Source organism: Streptomyces sp. NPDC102274 (genome assembly GCF_044766385.1).
Lineage (GTDB): Bacteria > Actinomycetota > Actinomycetes > Streptomycetales > Streptomycetaceae > Streptomyces.
The window spans coordinates 145997-162225 of record NZ_JBIWLW010000007.1 but is presented as its reverse complement, the minus strand read 5'-3'; the positions used below and the strand labels follow the sequence as shown (position 1 = coordinate 162225).

At 68.8% G+C, this 16229-nt stretch carries 15 protein-coding genes; 7 read left to right on the top strand and 8 right to left on the bottom strand.

Annotated elements, in window-relative coordinates; all coding sequences use genetic code 11:
- Positions 1–62 precede the first annotated feature (62 nt).
- The gene (locus tag ACIRQP_RS12475) at positions 63–1418 is read right to left on the bottom strand and encodes an ROK family protein (protein WP_403887537.1); all 1356 of its coding nucleotides are present in this window, start codon (positions 1416–1418) and stop codon (positions 63–65) included.
- 48 nt (positions 1419–1466) lie between these two features.
- On the opposite strand from ACIRQP_RS12475, the gene ACIRQP_RS12470 reads away from it, so the two are divergent.
- Positions 1467–2558: a Gfo/Idh/MocA family oxidoreductase gene (locus tag ACIRQP_RS12470; protein ID WP_403887910.1), complete on the top strand. Its 1092-nt coding sequence runs from the start codon at positions 1467–1469 to the stop codon at positions 2556–2558.
- Positions 2555–3052, top strand: coding sequence for a heme-degrading domain-containing protein (locus ACIRQP_RS12465; RefSeq protein ID WP_403887534.1), 498 nt, complete (start codon positions 2555–2557; stop codon positions 3050–3052). Before ACIRQP_RS12470 ends, ACIRQP_RS12465 begins: the two co-directional genes overlap by 4 nt.
- A 92-nt stretch (positions 3053–3144) precedes the next feature.
- On the opposite strand, the gene ACIRQP_RS12460 is transcribed toward ACIRQP_RS12465, so the two are convergent.
- From ACIRQP_RS12460 to ACIRQP_RS12445, 4 genes are all read right to left on the bottom strand, one after another.
- Positions 3145–4005: a fumarylacetoacetate hydrolase family protein gene (locus ACIRQP_RS12460; RefSeq protein WP_403887531.1), complete on the bottom strand. Its 861-nt coding sequence runs from the start codon at positions 4003–4005 to the stop codon at positions 3145–3147.
- Between the two features lie 187 nt (positions 4006–4192).
- Complete coding sequence (locus tag ACIRQP_RS12455; RefSeq protein WP_403887528.1) at positions 4193–4948, bottom strand: YidC/Oxa1 family membrane protein insertase; 756 nt, start codon at positions 4946–4948, stop codon at positions 4193–4195.
- Between the two features lie 117 nt (positions 4949–5065).
- A complete protein-coding gene (locus tag ACIRQP_RS12450) occupies positions 5066–5383 on the bottom strand; it encodes a DUF6412 domain-containing protein (protein WP_403887525.1) in 318 nt (105 codons plus the stop codon).
- A 60-nt stretch (positions 5384–5443) separates the two neighbouring features.
- Positions 5444–6100, bottom strand: coding sequence for a winged helix-turn-helix transcriptional regulator (locus ACIRQP_RS12445; RefSeq protein ID WP_403887522.1), 657 nt, complete (start codon positions 6098–6100; stop codon positions 5444–5446).
- A 133-nt stretch (positions 6101–6233) separates the two neighbouring features.
- On the opposite strand from ACIRQP_RS12445, the gene ACIRQP_RS12440 reads away from it, so the two are divergent.
- The 5 genes from ACIRQP_RS12440 to ACIRQP_RS12420 all read left to right on the top strand — a co-directional run bounded on the left by ACIRQP_RS12440 (position 6234) and on the right by ACIRQP_RS12420 (position 11909).
- Positions 6234–7661, top strand: coding sequence for an MFS transporter (locus tag ACIRQP_RS12440; protein ID WP_403887519.1), 1428 nt, complete (start codon positions 6234–6236; stop codon positions 7659–7661).
- 327 nt (positions 7662–7988) lie between these two features.
- On the top strand, positions 7989–8993 hold the full coding sequence (locus ACIRQP_RS12435) for an SEC-C metal-binding domain-containing protein (protein ID WP_403887516.1): 1005 nt from the start codon (positions 7989–7991) through the stop codon (positions 8991–8993).
- Between the two features lie 60 nt (positions 8994–9053).
- Positions 9054–9476, top strand: a complete 423-nt coding sequence (locus ACIRQP_RS12430; protein ID WP_403887513.1) for a very short patch repair endonuclease — start codon at positions 9054–9056, stop codon at positions 9474–9476.
- A 27-nt stretch (positions 9477–9503) separates the two neighbouring features.
- The gene (locus tag ACIRQP_RS12425; RefSeq protein ID WP_403887510.1) at positions 9504–10475 is read left to right on the top strand and encodes a DNA cytosine methyltransferase; all 972 of its coding nucleotides are present in this window, start codon (positions 9504–9506) and stop codon (positions 10473–10475) included.
- A 120-nt stretch (positions 10476–10595) separates the two neighbouring features.
- The gene (locus tag ACIRQP_RS12420) at positions 10596–11909 is read left to right on the top strand and encodes a DNA cytosine methyltransferase (RefSeq protein ID WP_403887507.1); all 1314 of its coding nucleotides are present in this window, start codon (positions 10596–10598) and stop codon (positions 11907–11909) included.
- Here the strand turns inward: ACIRQP_RS12420 and ACIRQP_RS12415 are convergent.
- The 3 genes from ACIRQP_RS12415 to ACIRQP_RS12405 are packed head-to-tail and all read right to left on the bottom strand — an operon-like array spanning position 11900 to position 15866.
- On the bottom strand, positions 11900–12787 hold the full coding sequence (locus ACIRQP_RS12415; protein ID WP_403887504.1) for a DUF6339 family protein: 888 nt from the start codon (positions 12785–12787) through the stop codon (positions 11900–11902). The two genes, ACIRQP_RS12420 and ACIRQP_RS12415, sit on opposite strands and share 10 nt — an antisense overlap.
- Positions 12784–13701, bottom strand: a complete 918-nt coding sequence (locus ACIRQP_RS12410; RefSeq protein WP_403887501.1) for a hypothetical protein — start codon at positions 13699–13701, stop codon at positions 12784–12786. The genes ACIRQP_RS12415 and ACIRQP_RS12410 overlap by 4 nt, the downstream gene beginning before the upstream one ends.
- Before the next feature lie 53 nt (positions 13702–13754).
- Positions 13755–15866, bottom strand: a complete 2112-nt coding sequence (locus ACIRQP_RS12405) for a helix-turn-helix domain-containing protein (RefSeq protein ID WP_403887498.1) — start codon at positions 15864–15866, stop codon at positions 13755–13757.
- Positions 15867–16229: the final 363 nt, after the last annotated feature.

The window sequence follows — 16229 nt, the reverse complement described above, 5'->3', positions numbered from 1 at the left end:
CCGGAGGCCCGGCCCTCGCGCTGTACCCCCAAATGGCTGACTTATCGGACAAATGAACTCGATCAGCCCAGCTCCGCGCTTCGGCGGTGCCGGAACACCGGCGCCAGAACCAGCTGCGCGGCCCCCTCGGCGACCGGGTGCGCGCCTCCTTCGGCCGCCGCTACGGAGATGCCCGCGCCCCGGGCGCGTTCGGCGACGGCGGCGGCCACTCCCCGTACGAAGCACTCCTCGTGCGCGGCGATCGTCCGGCCGCCGAGCAGTACGCGGTCGATGTCGAGGAGCCCCACCAGGTTCGCCGCCCCGGCGCCGAGCACCCGCGCGGCCTCCGCCAGATCGCCGCGGGCCACCGCCGCCAGACAGAGCGCCTCGATACAGCCGCGGTTTCCGCACTCGCACAGGGGCCCGTCGAGCTGGATGACCTGGTGGCCGAACTCGCCCGCGCCGGTGCGCGCGCCACGGTGGAGCGTGCCGCCGAGGACGAGTCCGGCCCCCAGGCCCGTACCGAGATGGAGATACGCGAACGAGTCGCCGGGCCCGCGCAGCGCGAGTCCGAGGGCGGCGGCGTTGGTGTCCTTGTCGAGGACGACGGGCAGCTGGAGGCGGGCGGCCAGGGCCTCGCGCAGCGGGAAACCGTCCCACTGCGGAAAGCCGGTGACGCGCCGGGGTACGCCGGTGGTGTGATCGAGCGGGCCGGGCATCGCGACCCCGACACCGAGCAGCTCTCCGACACCGAGCAGCTCTCCGACACCGTGCGGTCCGCCGACACCGTGCGGTCCCGCGACACCGTGCGGTCCGCCGAAGCCTGCTCCAGCGCCCGTCCGTACGGAATCCACGCGCACGCCGCCGACGGCCCCGCCCCCGACGCGCCGGGCCTCGCCCCGTACCGCCTCGTCCCGTACCGCCCCGGGCCCTACCGCCTCGCCCCGGACCGCGTCCGCCCGAACCGCGCGGACCGCGTCCGCCCGGACCGCGCGGACCGCGTCCGCCCGGACCGCGTCCACCTGTACCGCCGCCGCCTCGATCACCCGCTCCGCCCCCGTGCCGAGGTCGAGTGGGACCCTGCGTACCGCCACCGGCGTACCGGCCAGGTCGACCAGGACCGCCGTCAGTTCGTCGCGGTCCAGATGCAGCCCCACGGCGTGCGCGGCCGAGGGGACGAGCCGCAGTACGGTCCGGGGCTTGCCGCCCGTGGAGGCCCGGCGTCCGGCCTCCGCCGCCATGCCCTCGGTACGCAGCCTGGCGGTGATCTTGCTGACCGCCTGCGGGGTGAGGCCGGTGCGCTCGGCCAGTTCCAGCCGGCTGATCCCGCCCTCGCCCGCCGTACGCAGCAGGTCGAGCACCAGCGCCGCGTTGTGCCCGCGCAGCGTCGGAAGATTCGCTCCCGCGTTCCCTCTGTTCACATCCGTCACGTCTGCCATTGTCTCTCCTGCTTGCACTTTGGAAACACCGTTGCTTAAGTGGGACGCATGACTGGTACCGGCACCCCTCTGCGCGTCGGACTCGTGGGCTACGGCCTCGCGGGCTCCGTCTTCCACGCCCCGCTGATCGCCGCCACCGACGGGCTCGTACTCGACACGGTCGTCACCTCCAGCCCGGAGCGCAGGGAGCAGGCAAGCGCCGAGTTCCCCGGCGTACGGTTCGCGGCCTCGTCGGACGAACTGTGGCAGCGGGCGGACAGCCTCGACCTCATCGTCATCGCCTCTCCCAACAAGACCCACGTCCCGATCGCGACGGCCGCGCTCAAGGCCGGTCTGCCGGTCGTCGTGGACAAGCCGGTCGCGGGCAGCGCGGCCGAGGCACGCGAGCTGGCCGCGCTCGCCGAGGAGCGCGGGCTGCTGCTCTCCGTCTTCCAGAACCGCCGCTGGGACAACGACTTCCTCACGCTCGTCCGGCTCATCGCGGCCGGCGAGCTGGGCGACGTACAGCGCTTCGAGTCCCGCTTCGAGCGGTGGCGTCCACAGCTCAAGGGCGGCTGGCGCGAGTCGGGCGCGGCGGAAGAGATCGGAGGTCTGCTGTACGACCTCGGGAGTCATGTCGTCGATCAGGCGCTGGTGCTGTTCGGCCCGGCGGTACGGGTGTACGCGGAGGCGGACGTACGCCGTCCCGGCGCCGAGGCCGACGACGACACCTTCATCGCGATCACGCACGCCAACGGCGTGCGCTCGCATCTCTACGCCAGCGCCACCACCGCCCAACTGGGCCCGCGCTTCCGGGTGCTGGGCTCGGCGGCCGGCTATGTGAAACACGGACTCGACCCCCAGGAGGCGGATCTGCGCGAGGGCAGGCGGCCGGGCAGGGGTCCCGGCTGGGGCGTGGAGCCCGAGTCGCTGTGGGGCCGGATCGGGGCCGGGGAGTCGGCGCTGACCTGCGGGGGCCACCCCGTGGAGACCGAACCGGGCGACTATCCGGCGTACTACGCGGGGATCGCCACCGCGCTGCGCGAGGGCACCCCGCCGCCGGTGACGGCGTACGAGGCCGCGGCGGCGCTCGACGTACTGGAAGCGGCGCGGCGCTCGGCCCGCGAGGGCACCGTGGTCACGCTGGAGGTCCGGTCATGAGCGACACCGTTCCCACTCCCGACGTCCCCATTCCCACGACCCCCACCGTGGCCGAACTCGAAGCGCAGGAAGCCCGGCTGATCCTGCCTCACTTCACCCACGACGACGCGTGGACGCTGGGCGGTCTGCTGGTCGAGCTGGCGCGCGAGCAGAGCGCGCCGGTGGCGATCGACATCCGCCGGGGCGCGCAGCAGCTGTTCCACTACGCCCTGCCGGGCTCGACGGCGGACAACGACGCGTGGATCGACCGCAAGCGCCGGGTCGTGGAGCGGTACGGCGCCGGCTCGTTCCTCGTGGGCACGCGGTTCCGCGCCAAGGGCACCACCTTCGAGGACTCCTCCCGCCTCGACCCGGACCGGTACGCGGCGCACGGCGGCTCGTTCCCGATCGCGGTGAAGGGCGCGGGCGTCATCGGTACCGTGACGGTCTCGGGTCTGCCGCAGGCGGAGGACCACGCCATGGTGGTGCGGGCGCTGGAGCGACTGCGCGGCTGAGGAGTTGGAGCGGACAGGCGGGTACGCGGGTACGGAACGGGCGGCCGTTCCGTACCCCGACCGCCTCGTTTCCGTACTCCGGCCGCCTCGCGTCACGCGTCCCGGAACTCCTGGCGCTGCCGCCCCAGTCCCTCGATCTCCAGCTCCACCACATCACCCGCGCGCAGATACGGCTTGGGCTCCGGCTTGCCCAGCGCCACCCCGGCCGGTGTCCCGGTGTTGATGACATCGCCCGGGTAGAGCGTCATGAACTGGCTGACGTACCGCACGACTTCGCCCACCCCGAAGATCTGCTCGGCGGTCGTCCCGTCCTGCTTCAGCTCGCCGTTGACATGGAGCCTGAGCGCCAGGGCCTGCGGGTCGGGCACCTCGTCCGTGGTCACCAGCCAGGGGCCCAGCGGGTTGAACGTCTCGCAGTTCTTGCCCTTGTCCCAGGTGCCGCCGCGCTCGATCTGGAACTCGCGCTCGGAGACATCGTTCGAGACGGCGTACCCGGCGACATGCGCGAGCCCGTCCTCCACGGAGTCCAGATAGCGGGCGGTACGGCCGATGACGACCGCGAGTTCGACCTCCCAGTCGGTCTTGACGCTCCCCCGGGGCACGAGGACGGTGTCGTCGGGGCCGACCACGGTGTCCGGCGCCTTGAAGAAGATGATCGGCTCGGCCGGAATCTCCGCTCCGGTCTCCGCCGCGTGGTCGTGGTAGTTCAGCCCGATGCACACGATTTTGCCGATCCGGGCGAGCGGAGGCCCGATGCGCTGCCCGGATCCGTCGAGCACGGGCAGCTCGCCCGACGCGGCGGCCGCCCGGATCCGGTCGAGCGCGGCGTCATCGGCGAGCAGCGCGCCGTCGATGTCCGTGACCAGCGCGGACAGGTCCCTGAGGGTCGTCCCGTCCTGGTCAAGCAGCGCGGGGCGCTCGGCCCCGGCCGTACCGACACGCAGCAGCTTCATGTCTGTCTCCTCTGGTCGAACATGACCCGGCCGATGGTTGCGGCCACCGGAGGGGATTGGCCGATCCTCCAAGACATCCGATCACAGTTCAAGACCCTGTTCACAGCCTGGACCCCCCGGCCGCCCTGCCGAGGGTGCCTTGTCGCCCCGCCAAGGGGGGCCTTGTCGCCCCGCCAAGGGGGCCTTGTCAGGGGGCGGCGGCGGCCAGCGCGCCCGCCGGATACATGTCCCGGTAGAGGAAGTAGCGTTCGGCCGCCGTCCATGTCGTACTCGTCACCACGTACAGCGCGGCGGCCAGCGGCACCACGGCGACGGTGAAGAGCGTCGCGAAGGACAGCAGGGGCATCATCTTCGTCATCGCGCCCATGCCGGGCACCTGCTGCCCGTCGGGCCCCGCCGGCATCGCGGGAGCGTGCGCCATCTGGATCTTCATCCGGCGGAAGTTGAAGGTGGCGACCCCGGCGACGATCGCGAAGAGGCCCAGGTACAGCAGCCCGGCGCCGCCCAGCACCCCGCCGTGCGCGAGCGCGTCCGTCCAGCGGTCACCGAGCGGCGCGGCGAAGAGGGAGTGGCCGAGCAGTTCGTTCCGCTCGCCGCCGATCGTCCGGTTGGAGAAGAGGTGGTACATGAGGAAGAACGCGGGCATCTGGAGCAGGCTCGGCAGGCAGCCCGAGAGCGGCGACACCTTCTCCTTGGCGTGCAGTTCCATGAGCGCCTTCTGCATGCGCTCGGGGTTCTTGCCGTGCTTCTTGCGCAGTTCGGCGATCTGCGGGGCGAGTTTGGTGCGTGCCTTCTGGCCGCGGGCCGCCGCGCGGGAGAGCGGGTGGATCGCCAGCCGGACGCAGGCGGTGAAGAGGATGATCGCCGCGGCGGCGGCGCCCGCGCTGAACAGCGGCTGGAGCAGATCGGCGAGATGTCCGACCAGATTGGCGAAAACGGACATGGTGAGCCCTCCGTGGGTCTCGTCGTGCCGGATGAGAAACAGCTCGGCATGACGACCCGCGTGGGGGTGGTGTGGAGAGGGCGGCTGTCCTGCGTACCCCTGCTCCGCGTACCCCTGCTACGCGGCCGTCGGAAGAAGACGGCCGGGTGCTCGGGGCCGGGTGCGGCCCGAGGCGTCGGGGTCCCGTTGGGGCAGGAAGGCGGTACGTTGCTCGCGGTCGCGGATGGCCGTGCGTACCCGGTGTCGCGGGTGAGCGGGTACGGAGCGCGCGCTGATCAGGGCGCAGACGACGAGGGCGGAGCCCGCGGCGGCCGTGGCGGTGGCGGCGAGCGCGACGGCGGCGGAGAGGCCGCCGGCGTCGAGGAGCAGGACTTCGGCGACGAGGAAGAGCAGCAGCCCCGCGGGGCGCAGCAGCCGGAGCTCGCTGCGGACCATGGCCTGCCCCTCTCGTTCCGGGTGTCGGAAGCGTTCGTACGACAAACGCCGCTTCAGCCGTTATACACGATCGGTCTCCAGTGGCTGAAGCAGCCGACGGGGCCGGAGCAGGGCCCGGCGTACCGGATCCCGCGGGTCCGGATCGAGCCCGGCGCCCGGCAGCATCTCGACGTCCGCCGGTGGTACGGGCACGCCACAGGCCGGGCATTCGCCGTACGCGCCCAGTTCCGTACCGCAGGCGGCGTGCGTGAAGACCCGCAGCGGCTTCGCGACGTCCGTGCCGTTGGTCTCCGTGCCGTTGGTCTCCGTGCCGTTGGTCTCCGTGCCGTTGGTCTCCGTGCCGTTGGTCTCCGTGCCGTTGGTCTCCGTGCCGTTGGTCTCGTCCGTACCGTCGGCCCCGTCCGCCTGCCCGGCGCCCCAGACGCCGAGTGAGCGCAGGACCGGCCAGAGAGCGATGCCACGGTCGGTCAGTACGTACTCGTCGCGCGGCGGGGAGTGCTGGTAACGCCGCTTCTCCAGCACACCGGCCCGCTCCAGCGACTGGAGGCGGGAGGCGAGGACGGCGCGGGGCAGACCGAGGTGGACGAGGAAGTCGTTGTAGCGGCGCACTCCATAGAAGGCGTCGCGGACGACGAGAAGGGTCCAGCGTTCGCCGACGATCTCCAGCGCGCGAGCGATCGAGCACTGCTGTGTCGCGTAGTCCTTTCCCAGAGCCATGGGAATCACCTTAACAAAACTTGGGTTCAATGAATGAACCTACCCTGCTAGGGTGGTCCGCGCACGGCAGGTTCATTCACCGAATCTACCGCGTGGAACCGAGCCGTCAACGAAACGAGGGGACGACATCGCCATGGCCCAGCCACCAGCACGTACCGACGTGGGCGGCCGACGCGCGCAACGGACCGCCGAGGCGCCCGTCCCCACCCCTGCCCGGCCCCCGCGCGCTGCGGCCACCCTCGCCGTGACCAGCGCCGCCACCACCGTGGCGCTGATGAACTACACGACCCCGCTGCTCACCCTCCCGAGCATGACCGCCGACTTCGGCACCCCGCTCTCCGCGCAGGCCTGGCTGCTGAACGGCACCCCGCTCGGCCTCGCCGTCGTCCTGCTGATCGCGGGCAGCCTCGCGGACGACTACGGCCGGCGCCGGGTCTTCCTCCTGGGCACCATCGCGCTCGGTGTCACCATCGCTCTCGGCGGCCTCGCCGACACCACGCTCCTCTTCACCCTCGCGCGGGTCGCCCAGGGCGCGGCGAGCGCCGCGATCATCGCGAGCAGTCTCGGTCTGCTCGTGCACGCGTTCCCCACCGGGCTCGGCAGGATCAGGGCGACCGGCATATGGGGCGCGTTCGTCAGCGCCGGGATCGCCCTGGGGCCGCTGCTGTCCGGCGGGCTGAACAGTTTCGGCTGGCGGCTGACGTACGCCGTCCTCGCCGTGGCCGCGCTCGTCGCCGCCGGCTTCGCCGCCCGCGTACTGACCGAATCGCGCGCCCCGCGCCGGGCCGGACCCGATCTGCCGGGCGCGCTGGCCCTCGGTCTCGCGCTGACCGCGCTGCTGAGCGCGCTCACGCTGGGGCGCGACGGCTGGCTGCGTACGCCCGTCCTGCTTCTGCTGCTCGCCACGGTGGCGCTGACCTGGGGCTTCGCCGTCATCGAGCGGCGCGCCGCCGCGCCGCTGATCGATCTGGGGCTGCTGCGGAGGCCGCTGTTCCTGGCCGCGTCGACGGGCGGCCTGTTCACCGGGCTCGCGGTGATCGGCTTCATGAGCTATCTGCCCGCGCTGCTCCAGCAGACCCTGCGCATCTCGGTGATCGGCGCGGCGTGGCTGTTCCTCCTCTGGTCGGGTACGTCGTTCCTGGTCGCCCTCCAGGCCAGGCGCCTCGCGGGCCGGGTGGCCGCCCGCCACCAGCTGGCCCTGGGGTTCGCACTGCACGCCGCGGGCGCCCTGGGGATGCTCGGCGCGCTGGACGCCGGGTCCTGGGCGCGGCTGGTACCGGGCCTGTTCGTGGCGGGGGTGGGCAGCGGTCTGCTGAACGCCGCGCTGCCGCGCCTCTCGGTGGAGTCCGTCCCGACGCAACGCGCGGCGATGGGCTCGGGCGCCAACAACACGGCCCGTTACATCGGTTCGTCGGCCGGTGTCGTGCTGATCATCGCGGTGGCCACCTCCGTGGCCGACCCGGCGCACGGCGCGGACCTGGCGATCCTGGTGTCGGCGGGGCTCACGGTACTGGGCGCGGCGGCGGTGCTGGCGCTGCGGGAGCGCCGTCCGAAGCCGTAACCGCGAAGGACCGGAGACCGTCGCGAGCACCGCCGTCAGGGCGCCGAGCCAGGGCCGTCCGAAGCGCCCGAGGCCGACCGTCCCGACCATGAGGACGCCGAAGATCGTTGTGGCAGCCACGTGGTGGCAGCCACGAGACCACGGACGGCACCCCGAGGATCACGGATGCCACCCGGTTCACCCAGGGCGGCGCCACCAGGAACAGCACGAAGGGGACCCAGCGGCCAGAGCAGATGAGGACGGTGTCGGTGCACGTCAGGACCTTGGACGAGGCACGACCGGCCACCGCTCTCCGCTCCCGCCCCACACGGCAGTACGGTGTCCGTCATGCGCCCCGACATGCCTGCCGACCACACCACGGAAGCCGAGCGCCTGCTGCGCACCGCTGCCCAGTACCCCGAGGATCACGAGCCCCTGCTCCTCCGTGCAGCGGCCCATCTGGAACTGGCCGGCGACCGCGACCGCGCGACCGGCCTCTACGACACCCTCCTCGCGGCCTCCCCCGACCACCCCCATCTGGTGAAGGCGCTCCAGGCCGCCAACCTCTGGGAGTACGGCCACGAGGCGGAGGCCCGCGCGATCATCGACGGCCTGCGCACCGCGGCCCCGCTGGACCCGGGCCCCTGGGAGATCGTCGCCGAGACCCTGGAGTCCCACGACGAACTCGAAGCGGCCCACGACACCTTCACGTCGGCGCTCAACACGCTGCTCACCCCCGGCGAAGAGGTCCCCTACCCGGTCCACAACCTGCTGATCGGCCGCCACCGCGTCCGCCGCCTGCTGGCCCTGGACCACGACGACTGGGACGGCCTGGCGGACCGTGTCAACCCCGCCTCGGTCACCCTCGACGAACTCCACGACCCCAAGCGCCTCTGGTCCCTGGGCTCCGACAACCCCGCCGAACTCCAGGCCGAGATCACCCGCCTCCGCGCCGAACTCGGCTCGTACCGCACGGCCCTGTCCCGCCCGTTCCCGGTGGCGATGCTCCACTGGCCGGCCCCGGAATTGGCCGAGCTCCTCGCCGCGTACCCGACCCTGGCCACCGAGTACCCCTCGCACGAGGCCCACCTGTCCCACCTCGAAGCCTCCCTCCGCGACCTCGCCGCCACCGGCACCCCCAACCTGGGCATCGTCACGGCCACGGTCCCGTCGTACGAGGCGTTCGCGGCCTCGGAACAGTCGTCCCCGTCCAACACGGACCTGCTCCCCCAATACGCCACCATCCTCGCAACCCGAGGCCGAGCCACCCCCTGGCCCCCCGCCCGCAACGCCCCCTGCTGGTGCGGCTCGACAAAGGCGTACAGGGACTGCCACGGCGCCGCGTCCTCTTGACCTGTCCGACGCAAAGCGCTCGCCGACCATTTCCCGCCCCGTCCCAGGCCTGCTGGAGCCATGAACACAGCGAAACCCTCGTCCGCCAGCGTCTCCAGCCGCATGAGTCGTCAGGCACGCCGGGACACCGCGCCTGAAGTAGCGGTCCGGAAAATGCTCTATGCGTCCGGCTACCGCTACCGCCTCAACGTTCGGGTGCCGGACATACCTCGACGGACGATCGACATCGTCTTCCCCAAGGCGAAGATCGCGGTCTTCATGGACGGCTGTTTCTGGCACGGCTGCCCGAAACACGCCACCCGCCCCAAGGCGAACGCGGCGTGGTGGCGCGAGAAGCTCGATCGGAACATGGCTCGGGACAGAGAGACGACGGAGCACCTGACCGAGCTCGGCTGGGTAGTCCTACGGTTCTGGGAACACGAGGCACCCGGGGTGGTCGCCGATCAGGTCGCGGCGGCCGTGATCCGGGGCCGGGCCCGATGACGATCACCGACCTGAAAGGGGCATGCCGTGAAGAGACTGAGATCCGTGGATGTGTGCGCGGGGGCCGGCGGATTGGCACTGGGGCTGGAACAGGCGGGATTCGATCCTGTGCTGGTATTGGACAACAAGCCTGTCGCGTGCGAGACGCTGCGAAAGAACAGAAGCTCGTGGAACGTCCTGGAGATGGACCTCCTCGATTTCGACCCCGTTGAGCACCAGGAGAGCTACGACGTCGATCTGCTGTCCGCCGGGCTGCCCAGGGTGAAATCCGTGGCGACCCGTGGCCGGACGGAGTTAGGGGTCGAGCTCCGCCTGCTGAGAGCCACCGTTCTCCTCGTACACGCCGTGCAGCCACGGGCTCTCCTCATCGAGAACGTTCCGGGCCTGGTGGACGCGCCCGAGTTCGCCGACGTCAGGGACTTCATACAGAAGGAACTCGTCCACCTGGGGTACGAGTTCAGCTGGTTCGTCGTCAACGCGGCCGACTTCGGGGTCCCGCAGGACCGTAAGCAGGGCGTACTGGTGGCGCTGAAGGACAACGGGACGACGAGTTACCGCCCCCCGGTGCCCTGTGTCGCACGTCATGTCACCGCTGGTGAGGCTCTGCACGCCTCGATGTCGGCACGCGGCTGGACCGAGGCCGACACATGGGCGTCCAGGGCCGACAGCGTCGCTCCGACACTGGTCGGAGGATCCGAGAATCGTGGGGGCGCCGATCTCGGACTGAGTGGCAGCAAGAAGGCGTGGGCCAGGATGGGGATCAACGGGAACGCCCTGAGTGACGAGGTACCCGGCCCGGACGGCGTCCAAGAGTCCGACACCTCCGGGTCCCCGCTGAAGAAGATCACCGTGGCACAGACGGCGATCCTCCAGGCGTTCCCCTCCGACTGGCAGTTCGCCGGATTGAAGACGGCCCGCGCCCGACAGATCGGCCACGCGTCTCCACCTCCGGTCGGGCGAGCTCTGGGAAAATCCATCGCAGAGGCTCTGGATGTCTGACCTCGTGAAGCTACCCGCTTCGAGGCAGAACTCCAGGTCACAGCAGTGGTCTTCCCGTTCGAGCACGCTGCCCGCCTCCTTGGGTCCACTCAGTCACCACGCCGGCTACACTGCGATCCCATGAGCACCCCCTCTTCACGAAAATCACCATCTGCACCAATTAAGGTAATTGATCTCTTTGCCGGTTGCGGGGGGTTCTCTGCCGGATTTCGCTCATACGAACCGAATGGTCCCGGTAGTTCACCTTTCGTCTCTGTTGCTGCTGTCGAGTTCGACAAGGCCGCAGCATCGACCTATGCCGCAAATTTCGGCTCATCACATGTCCATGCCGACGACATCGCGATCTTCGACCCCACCCCCTTCGAGCGCGGCGCGGACATCATCATGGGAGGGCCGCCCTGCCAGGGTTTCTCCGGGCTGGGCAAGGAAGATCCGACCGACCCCCGTAACGAACTGTGGCGCGAGTACATCCGAGTCGTCACGACTGTGCAACCCAAGATCTTTGTGATCGAGAACGTCGACCGCTTCTTGAAATCGAGCCAATTCGCTGAACTCGAAGCCGACATCAAAAAGCCCGATGGAAAACTGCGCAACTATTGGATGCAGGTCGAAGTCCTCAACGCAGCCGATTACGGGGTCCCCCAGGCGCGGCGCCGCGTCATTGTAATCTGCACCCGGAAGGATCTCGGCGTTGCATTGAAGCACCCGAGAGCGACCCACAGCAAGAAGGGTGTTGTCCCGGACGTGGACCAGGGCGCCTTCTTCGCCGCCGACGCCCTGCCCCCGGAAAGTCGCCCCCCGCTTCGCTGGGAATCGGTCGCCTCACTGGTGTTCGAACGTACCGAAAGCGTTCCACTCCTCGGGCCGGGTCTCCCGGAACCGAGCGGCATTCCGTCACCGTTCGACCCGAATATCCCGGGCCATTACGTGACGACCGATCTCCATATTCGCCGGACAGCCACAGAGCTCTCCCAGGCTCGATACCGCGCAATCCCTCCCCGCGGAAATCGCATGGACCTACGTGGAAGGTTCTATCGTGTCGACAGGAAGGGAAGAATTCGCCTGTCCAGGACAGCCGGCTACAACAGGCTCAAATCTCCGCAGCACTATCTTTCGACCGCAAGCTGGGACCGCCACGACAAGGGCTCCGGTGACGTCATGGGTCGACTCCGCGCGGATGAGCCCTCGGTGACCATTCGCACCGAGTTCTTCAAGCCCGAGAAAGGAAGGTATCTGCACCCCACTGCCAATCGGCCGATCACGCATCTCGAAGCAGCTCTGATCCAGGGCTTTCCGGAAGAGTTCAAGTGGTACGGAACGAAGACCGAGATCGCACGCCAGATCGGTAACGCCGTACCGGTGGGCCTGGGGAGAGCTCTCGCCGCGGCCATCCATCGGCACCTGCAGAGATACGCCGACACTGATCACTCTTGAAGAGTGTCCCGCCCACGAACAAGGGCGTCGCGGAACAGCTCGTGGAAGCGTTCCACCAGAACATCCACCGCTTTCTCCGGCACCGGCCCGTCCGCGGGCCCCTCCGGCAGGAATCGTCGCGACACCGGGGGAGCCGTCTCCGCACCGGCGAGCCATTCGTCCAGCGCATCGCCATATCCGTCGTCGTCCTCCGCCAGTAGGTCGTAAAACAGCGTGCTGGCAGCCGCGTTCACCACGACCGCCAATCCGTTGACCTCACGTCCCGTACTCGCCAACCCCTGCTCCACCAGCCTCATCAGTGCCTGAGCCGTGGGCCGATGGTCTATGACGTCGAGCCGCAGCACCGTGTTGAGAACATCCTGATTCCCGCATGCCACCACGGCCGGCCGGTAGTCGGACCCGTTTCTGAACAGCTCCGCCGCCCACCAGAGTCGCGAGAACGCCTGGGTGTAGTGGGCACCGCGGAATCTGTTCGTCGAGACCATCGGCGGGAGGCCGTCCTTCCCCTGGGCCGGCAGATGACGCCACAAGACGTAGTCGGGGGCGAGCGCCAGGGCGAGGTGGTTCCACAACCCCTCGTCGGCGGCCTCCCGGCGGGTCAGCCTCAGCGTGGCGTGCAGGCGGGGGGCAAGCCACGCGTCCGCCTTGGTGGGCTTGTCGTCCCGGAAGAGATGCATGACATCTTCGATCAGATCCCGGACCGGTTCGCCGCGCAGCCGCCGCCCGTCGCCGGGCAGCGGCGCGACGCTCCGCGCCAGCTCGATGTACGGAGGGCTCTCACGCCCGGACCGCACACCCGTGGTGATGTACTTGACCGCGTTGAGGTCGGAGAGCAGCGCCAACCGGTCCGGGAGGGGCTCGGGCTTCTCAGTCGTCATGCCTTGCTCGCCTTCTGGGACGTGTCGATCACGCGAATGGCGGTGCCGAGGTTCCTGGCGACCCGAGCCCTCCGGGTGGCTGCGTAGTTGATACGCGGCTGAAGTTCGTTCCAACCGGACGCCTCCCGGCGACGAGCATGGATCTCGCTCAAGGCGTCCGCACCCGACAGTCCTGGCAGCACGTCGGAAAGCATCCCCCGCAGTACCGCGTCCCGCCATCCACCAGGCCATTGTGGATTGCCTTCGGCGTCCAGTTCCAAATCGCTGACGGCGGAATGGAAAACCGCTGTCCACACGTCGGTAGCGATCTGGGCGGCCACCATGTCCCTGACTGCCCGCTCCAGCGGCGTTCCGCCGGAATTGAGCAGCTCAGAGATGCCCTCGAATCCTGTATTGATGTGCACCGTCGGCAGCTCACCCGAGGTCTCCACCAGCCATGGCGCGTCCCGAAAGGATCTGAGCCATTCGTGCGGTCCATCGCCGAAGTCCACTTCGTCGACGTGAAGTTCACGCCGACGTACCGGCGCTCGGGCCGTGAGGTCGATCAACCAATTCGCCTCGGACTCCCCGATGACGCGGCCCGGCACATCGTCTACCGTCGCGACGACACTCACGGAAAGTTCCGCCTGGCTACGGTGGGCATTCCTCCAGAGCCTGATGCGCCCCGTCCACCGTGCGCCGCCGCTCACCTCCCGCTGCAGCAGAGCGGTCGAGCGCACGTTGGTCGCCTTCTCCGTCAATACGGCCACCACCGCTACGTCCTGCCAGGGTCCCTCGAGTTCGTTGACGGGCAAGGTGGCGGCGACGTCGACCCTGGAACACGTCCAGTCGTCCCGTTCCACCTGGTGCAGAGCGACAACGCGCTCGTCGCTGGAGAACACAGAGGTATCGAGTCTCTTCTGATCCTGCTTCACCGCCGTCACCTGAAGAGCGACCTCACCCGCCAGAGTCCGGTACGGAAAGACCCTCATTCGGAAGCCCCCTTCGACTTCTGTAGATCGACGACCAAGCCCGCCAAGGCCGAGCGGACGGGATGCGTCGACACATCCGTGGTCGCGCTGAAGGAAGCCGTACGCGCTCCGGGCCTGAAGTGGAGCGCACCATCGACGAACCGACAGTTCTCCCCGGCCACAATCCTCGACCAGGCGACCGAAGGCCGGCCTCCCGAGCGGACGTCGAACCGGGCTACCGGGCTCATCACCCAAGGGTCCTGCCGAACGGGGAGCTTGACCTCGGCCTCCACCTGCCACGCCCCCGCGGCGTCGATGAACGCGTCGACATCGATGATCGTCGGGAAACCACCGCTCTTCACGCCGCCTGCGGGTCCACCGTCCAGCCGCAGCAGGTCCCGGAGCACCTTGGGGCCGTCCTGGTTCCGTTCCCTGCGCTGTGCCACGAGCTCCCGTACTGCGTTGTTCGCCACCCTGGTGAATTCGGAGATACGACGATGGGCTGTAGGCGAGTAGGTGGCGCGCAGCTCCTCTGTCTGCCCCCACTTGTCGTGCTCGGGCGGCTCGGATGCCCGCAGGAACGCCTCGGCGCGGTCGGCTTCGACAGCATCGCGGCCTGCCGCGTGCCCGGCCAGGAGCACCGCTTGGAACGAGCTGGTGCCGAGCGGAAGCTCGGGTACCCGTATGGACTTCACTCGCATCCTGTTGCCGCGCATGCTGACGATGTGGTTGGGCTTGCCGTCTGCGTCCTCGGCAGCGGTCACCAGCAACACGGCCTCGTGCTCGGCCGCCTTTCCACGCCCCCGCACGGTAGGCACCTTCAGCGGGACCTTGACCATGGCCACCTGACCGACCTCGGTGAGTCGGTCCACCGTGTCGCCGTCGAAATAAGCCCTGAGAGCCCTGGTACGCGAGGGCTGAGCGACGCGGGGATCGACGCGCTGTTCCTTGACGACGACACCGTTGCGAAGAGTTCGAACCGAGGCTTCGAGCAGCGGGGCCGTTGTGGCTCCGGACGTCATGGCGGCCCAGAAGTTGTCTGCGAGCGCATGCACCAACTTCTTGTGCATCCCTTGCACGGACTCGTCGTCGTCGCTGTCTTCGTCGGTGGCGTCGTTCGGTCGACTGGCCACATCGTGGGCACCGACGATGAGGAAGGACGTTCCGGGCTCGTTGCTCTCCCGCGTGAGATGGAGACGCTCGACCGTCTCCTCATCCGCCCACCAGGAACGCGCCACGTCCTCACTGCCTGGCGCCGTGTCCGGCTCGCCGAACCAGGCCGGCCCCGCCCACGGTTCACCGTTGACCACGCGCCACGGCAGGTCGAGTCGCCCGATGAGACGCCGCTCCGTCCGTCCCTCGTGCGGTACGGACAAGGTCGAGTTGATCAGAACGAGCCCGAGCCTGCTGGTGGCCCACAGGGTGGCCTTGCCCAGACCGTAGGAGCCACCGGCGCCGTCATCGGATTTATGGCTGTCCAGTTGGCGACGGACGACGGCGGCGAACCGTCCGTCCTCGTAGTCATCCCCTGTCAGTCCCGATGCGTTGTAGTCGTCGACCTTCAGGAGCACGAGTCGGTCACGCTCGTTCATGTCACGCAGACCGTCGGCGATGACCCTGCCGACCTTCTGTTCCTGGGCAGCGGCCGCATCATAGTGGGGGCGCAGGGCATCCCAACCGAGCGCTTCCTTGAACCGTGCCAACAGCTCACCGGTCAACTCGTGGAGGGTGTAACGAACTCGAACAGGTCGAGCGCGATCCAGGCGTTCGTCCAGACTGTTCTGCGTGGCTTCGCGGGCGAGGATCTCGATGTCCGCCTCAAAGGCGAAGGCTGCGGCGTTACCGAATTCCCGCCCACCGTCCGCGTAGGCAGGACGGTGGTACCAAGAAGTGGGCCGGGCGGTGACGGCATCCGTGGTACGCGTGTGGACAGTGCCCGGATCGGTACCGATTGCCTCCGCGATGAGGCGCATCGTGTCTTCTCTCGGCACCGCCCGACCGGTGATCCATGCCGAGACCGCTGCACGGGTCAGACCCACGCGCTCGGCCAACTCCGCCTGACTGATGCCCAGTCGACGCAGCTGCCGCGCGAGCCAGGGGCCGAAATCCTCACCAACATCCACCGTCATAACTCCTCAGCCCACGCCTGCGCCGCCCGGCAGGAGGCACTACAGTAACACTGTATTTGACGAGTGCGACCCCCGACAATTTCGTTTGACGGAGCACACGGGACCGCTCGGGCAGTTCATCGACGCAGTCAAAAAAACAGCAAACACACCTTCCACCCCGACTCATAATTAATTCACCCAATTTGCAACTTATGCCCGTTTCGATCGCGTCCACCATCGCCCATGCGGGCCGAAACGGCGGACGCCATTCCGTTTCCACGAAGCGAACACACTTGCGTCAACCGGAACATCAGGTCTAATGTCTTGGGACGGAGAATTCAGGGCGCCGCGCTCAAGTAAAGATGAGCGAATGCCCTGATTTGC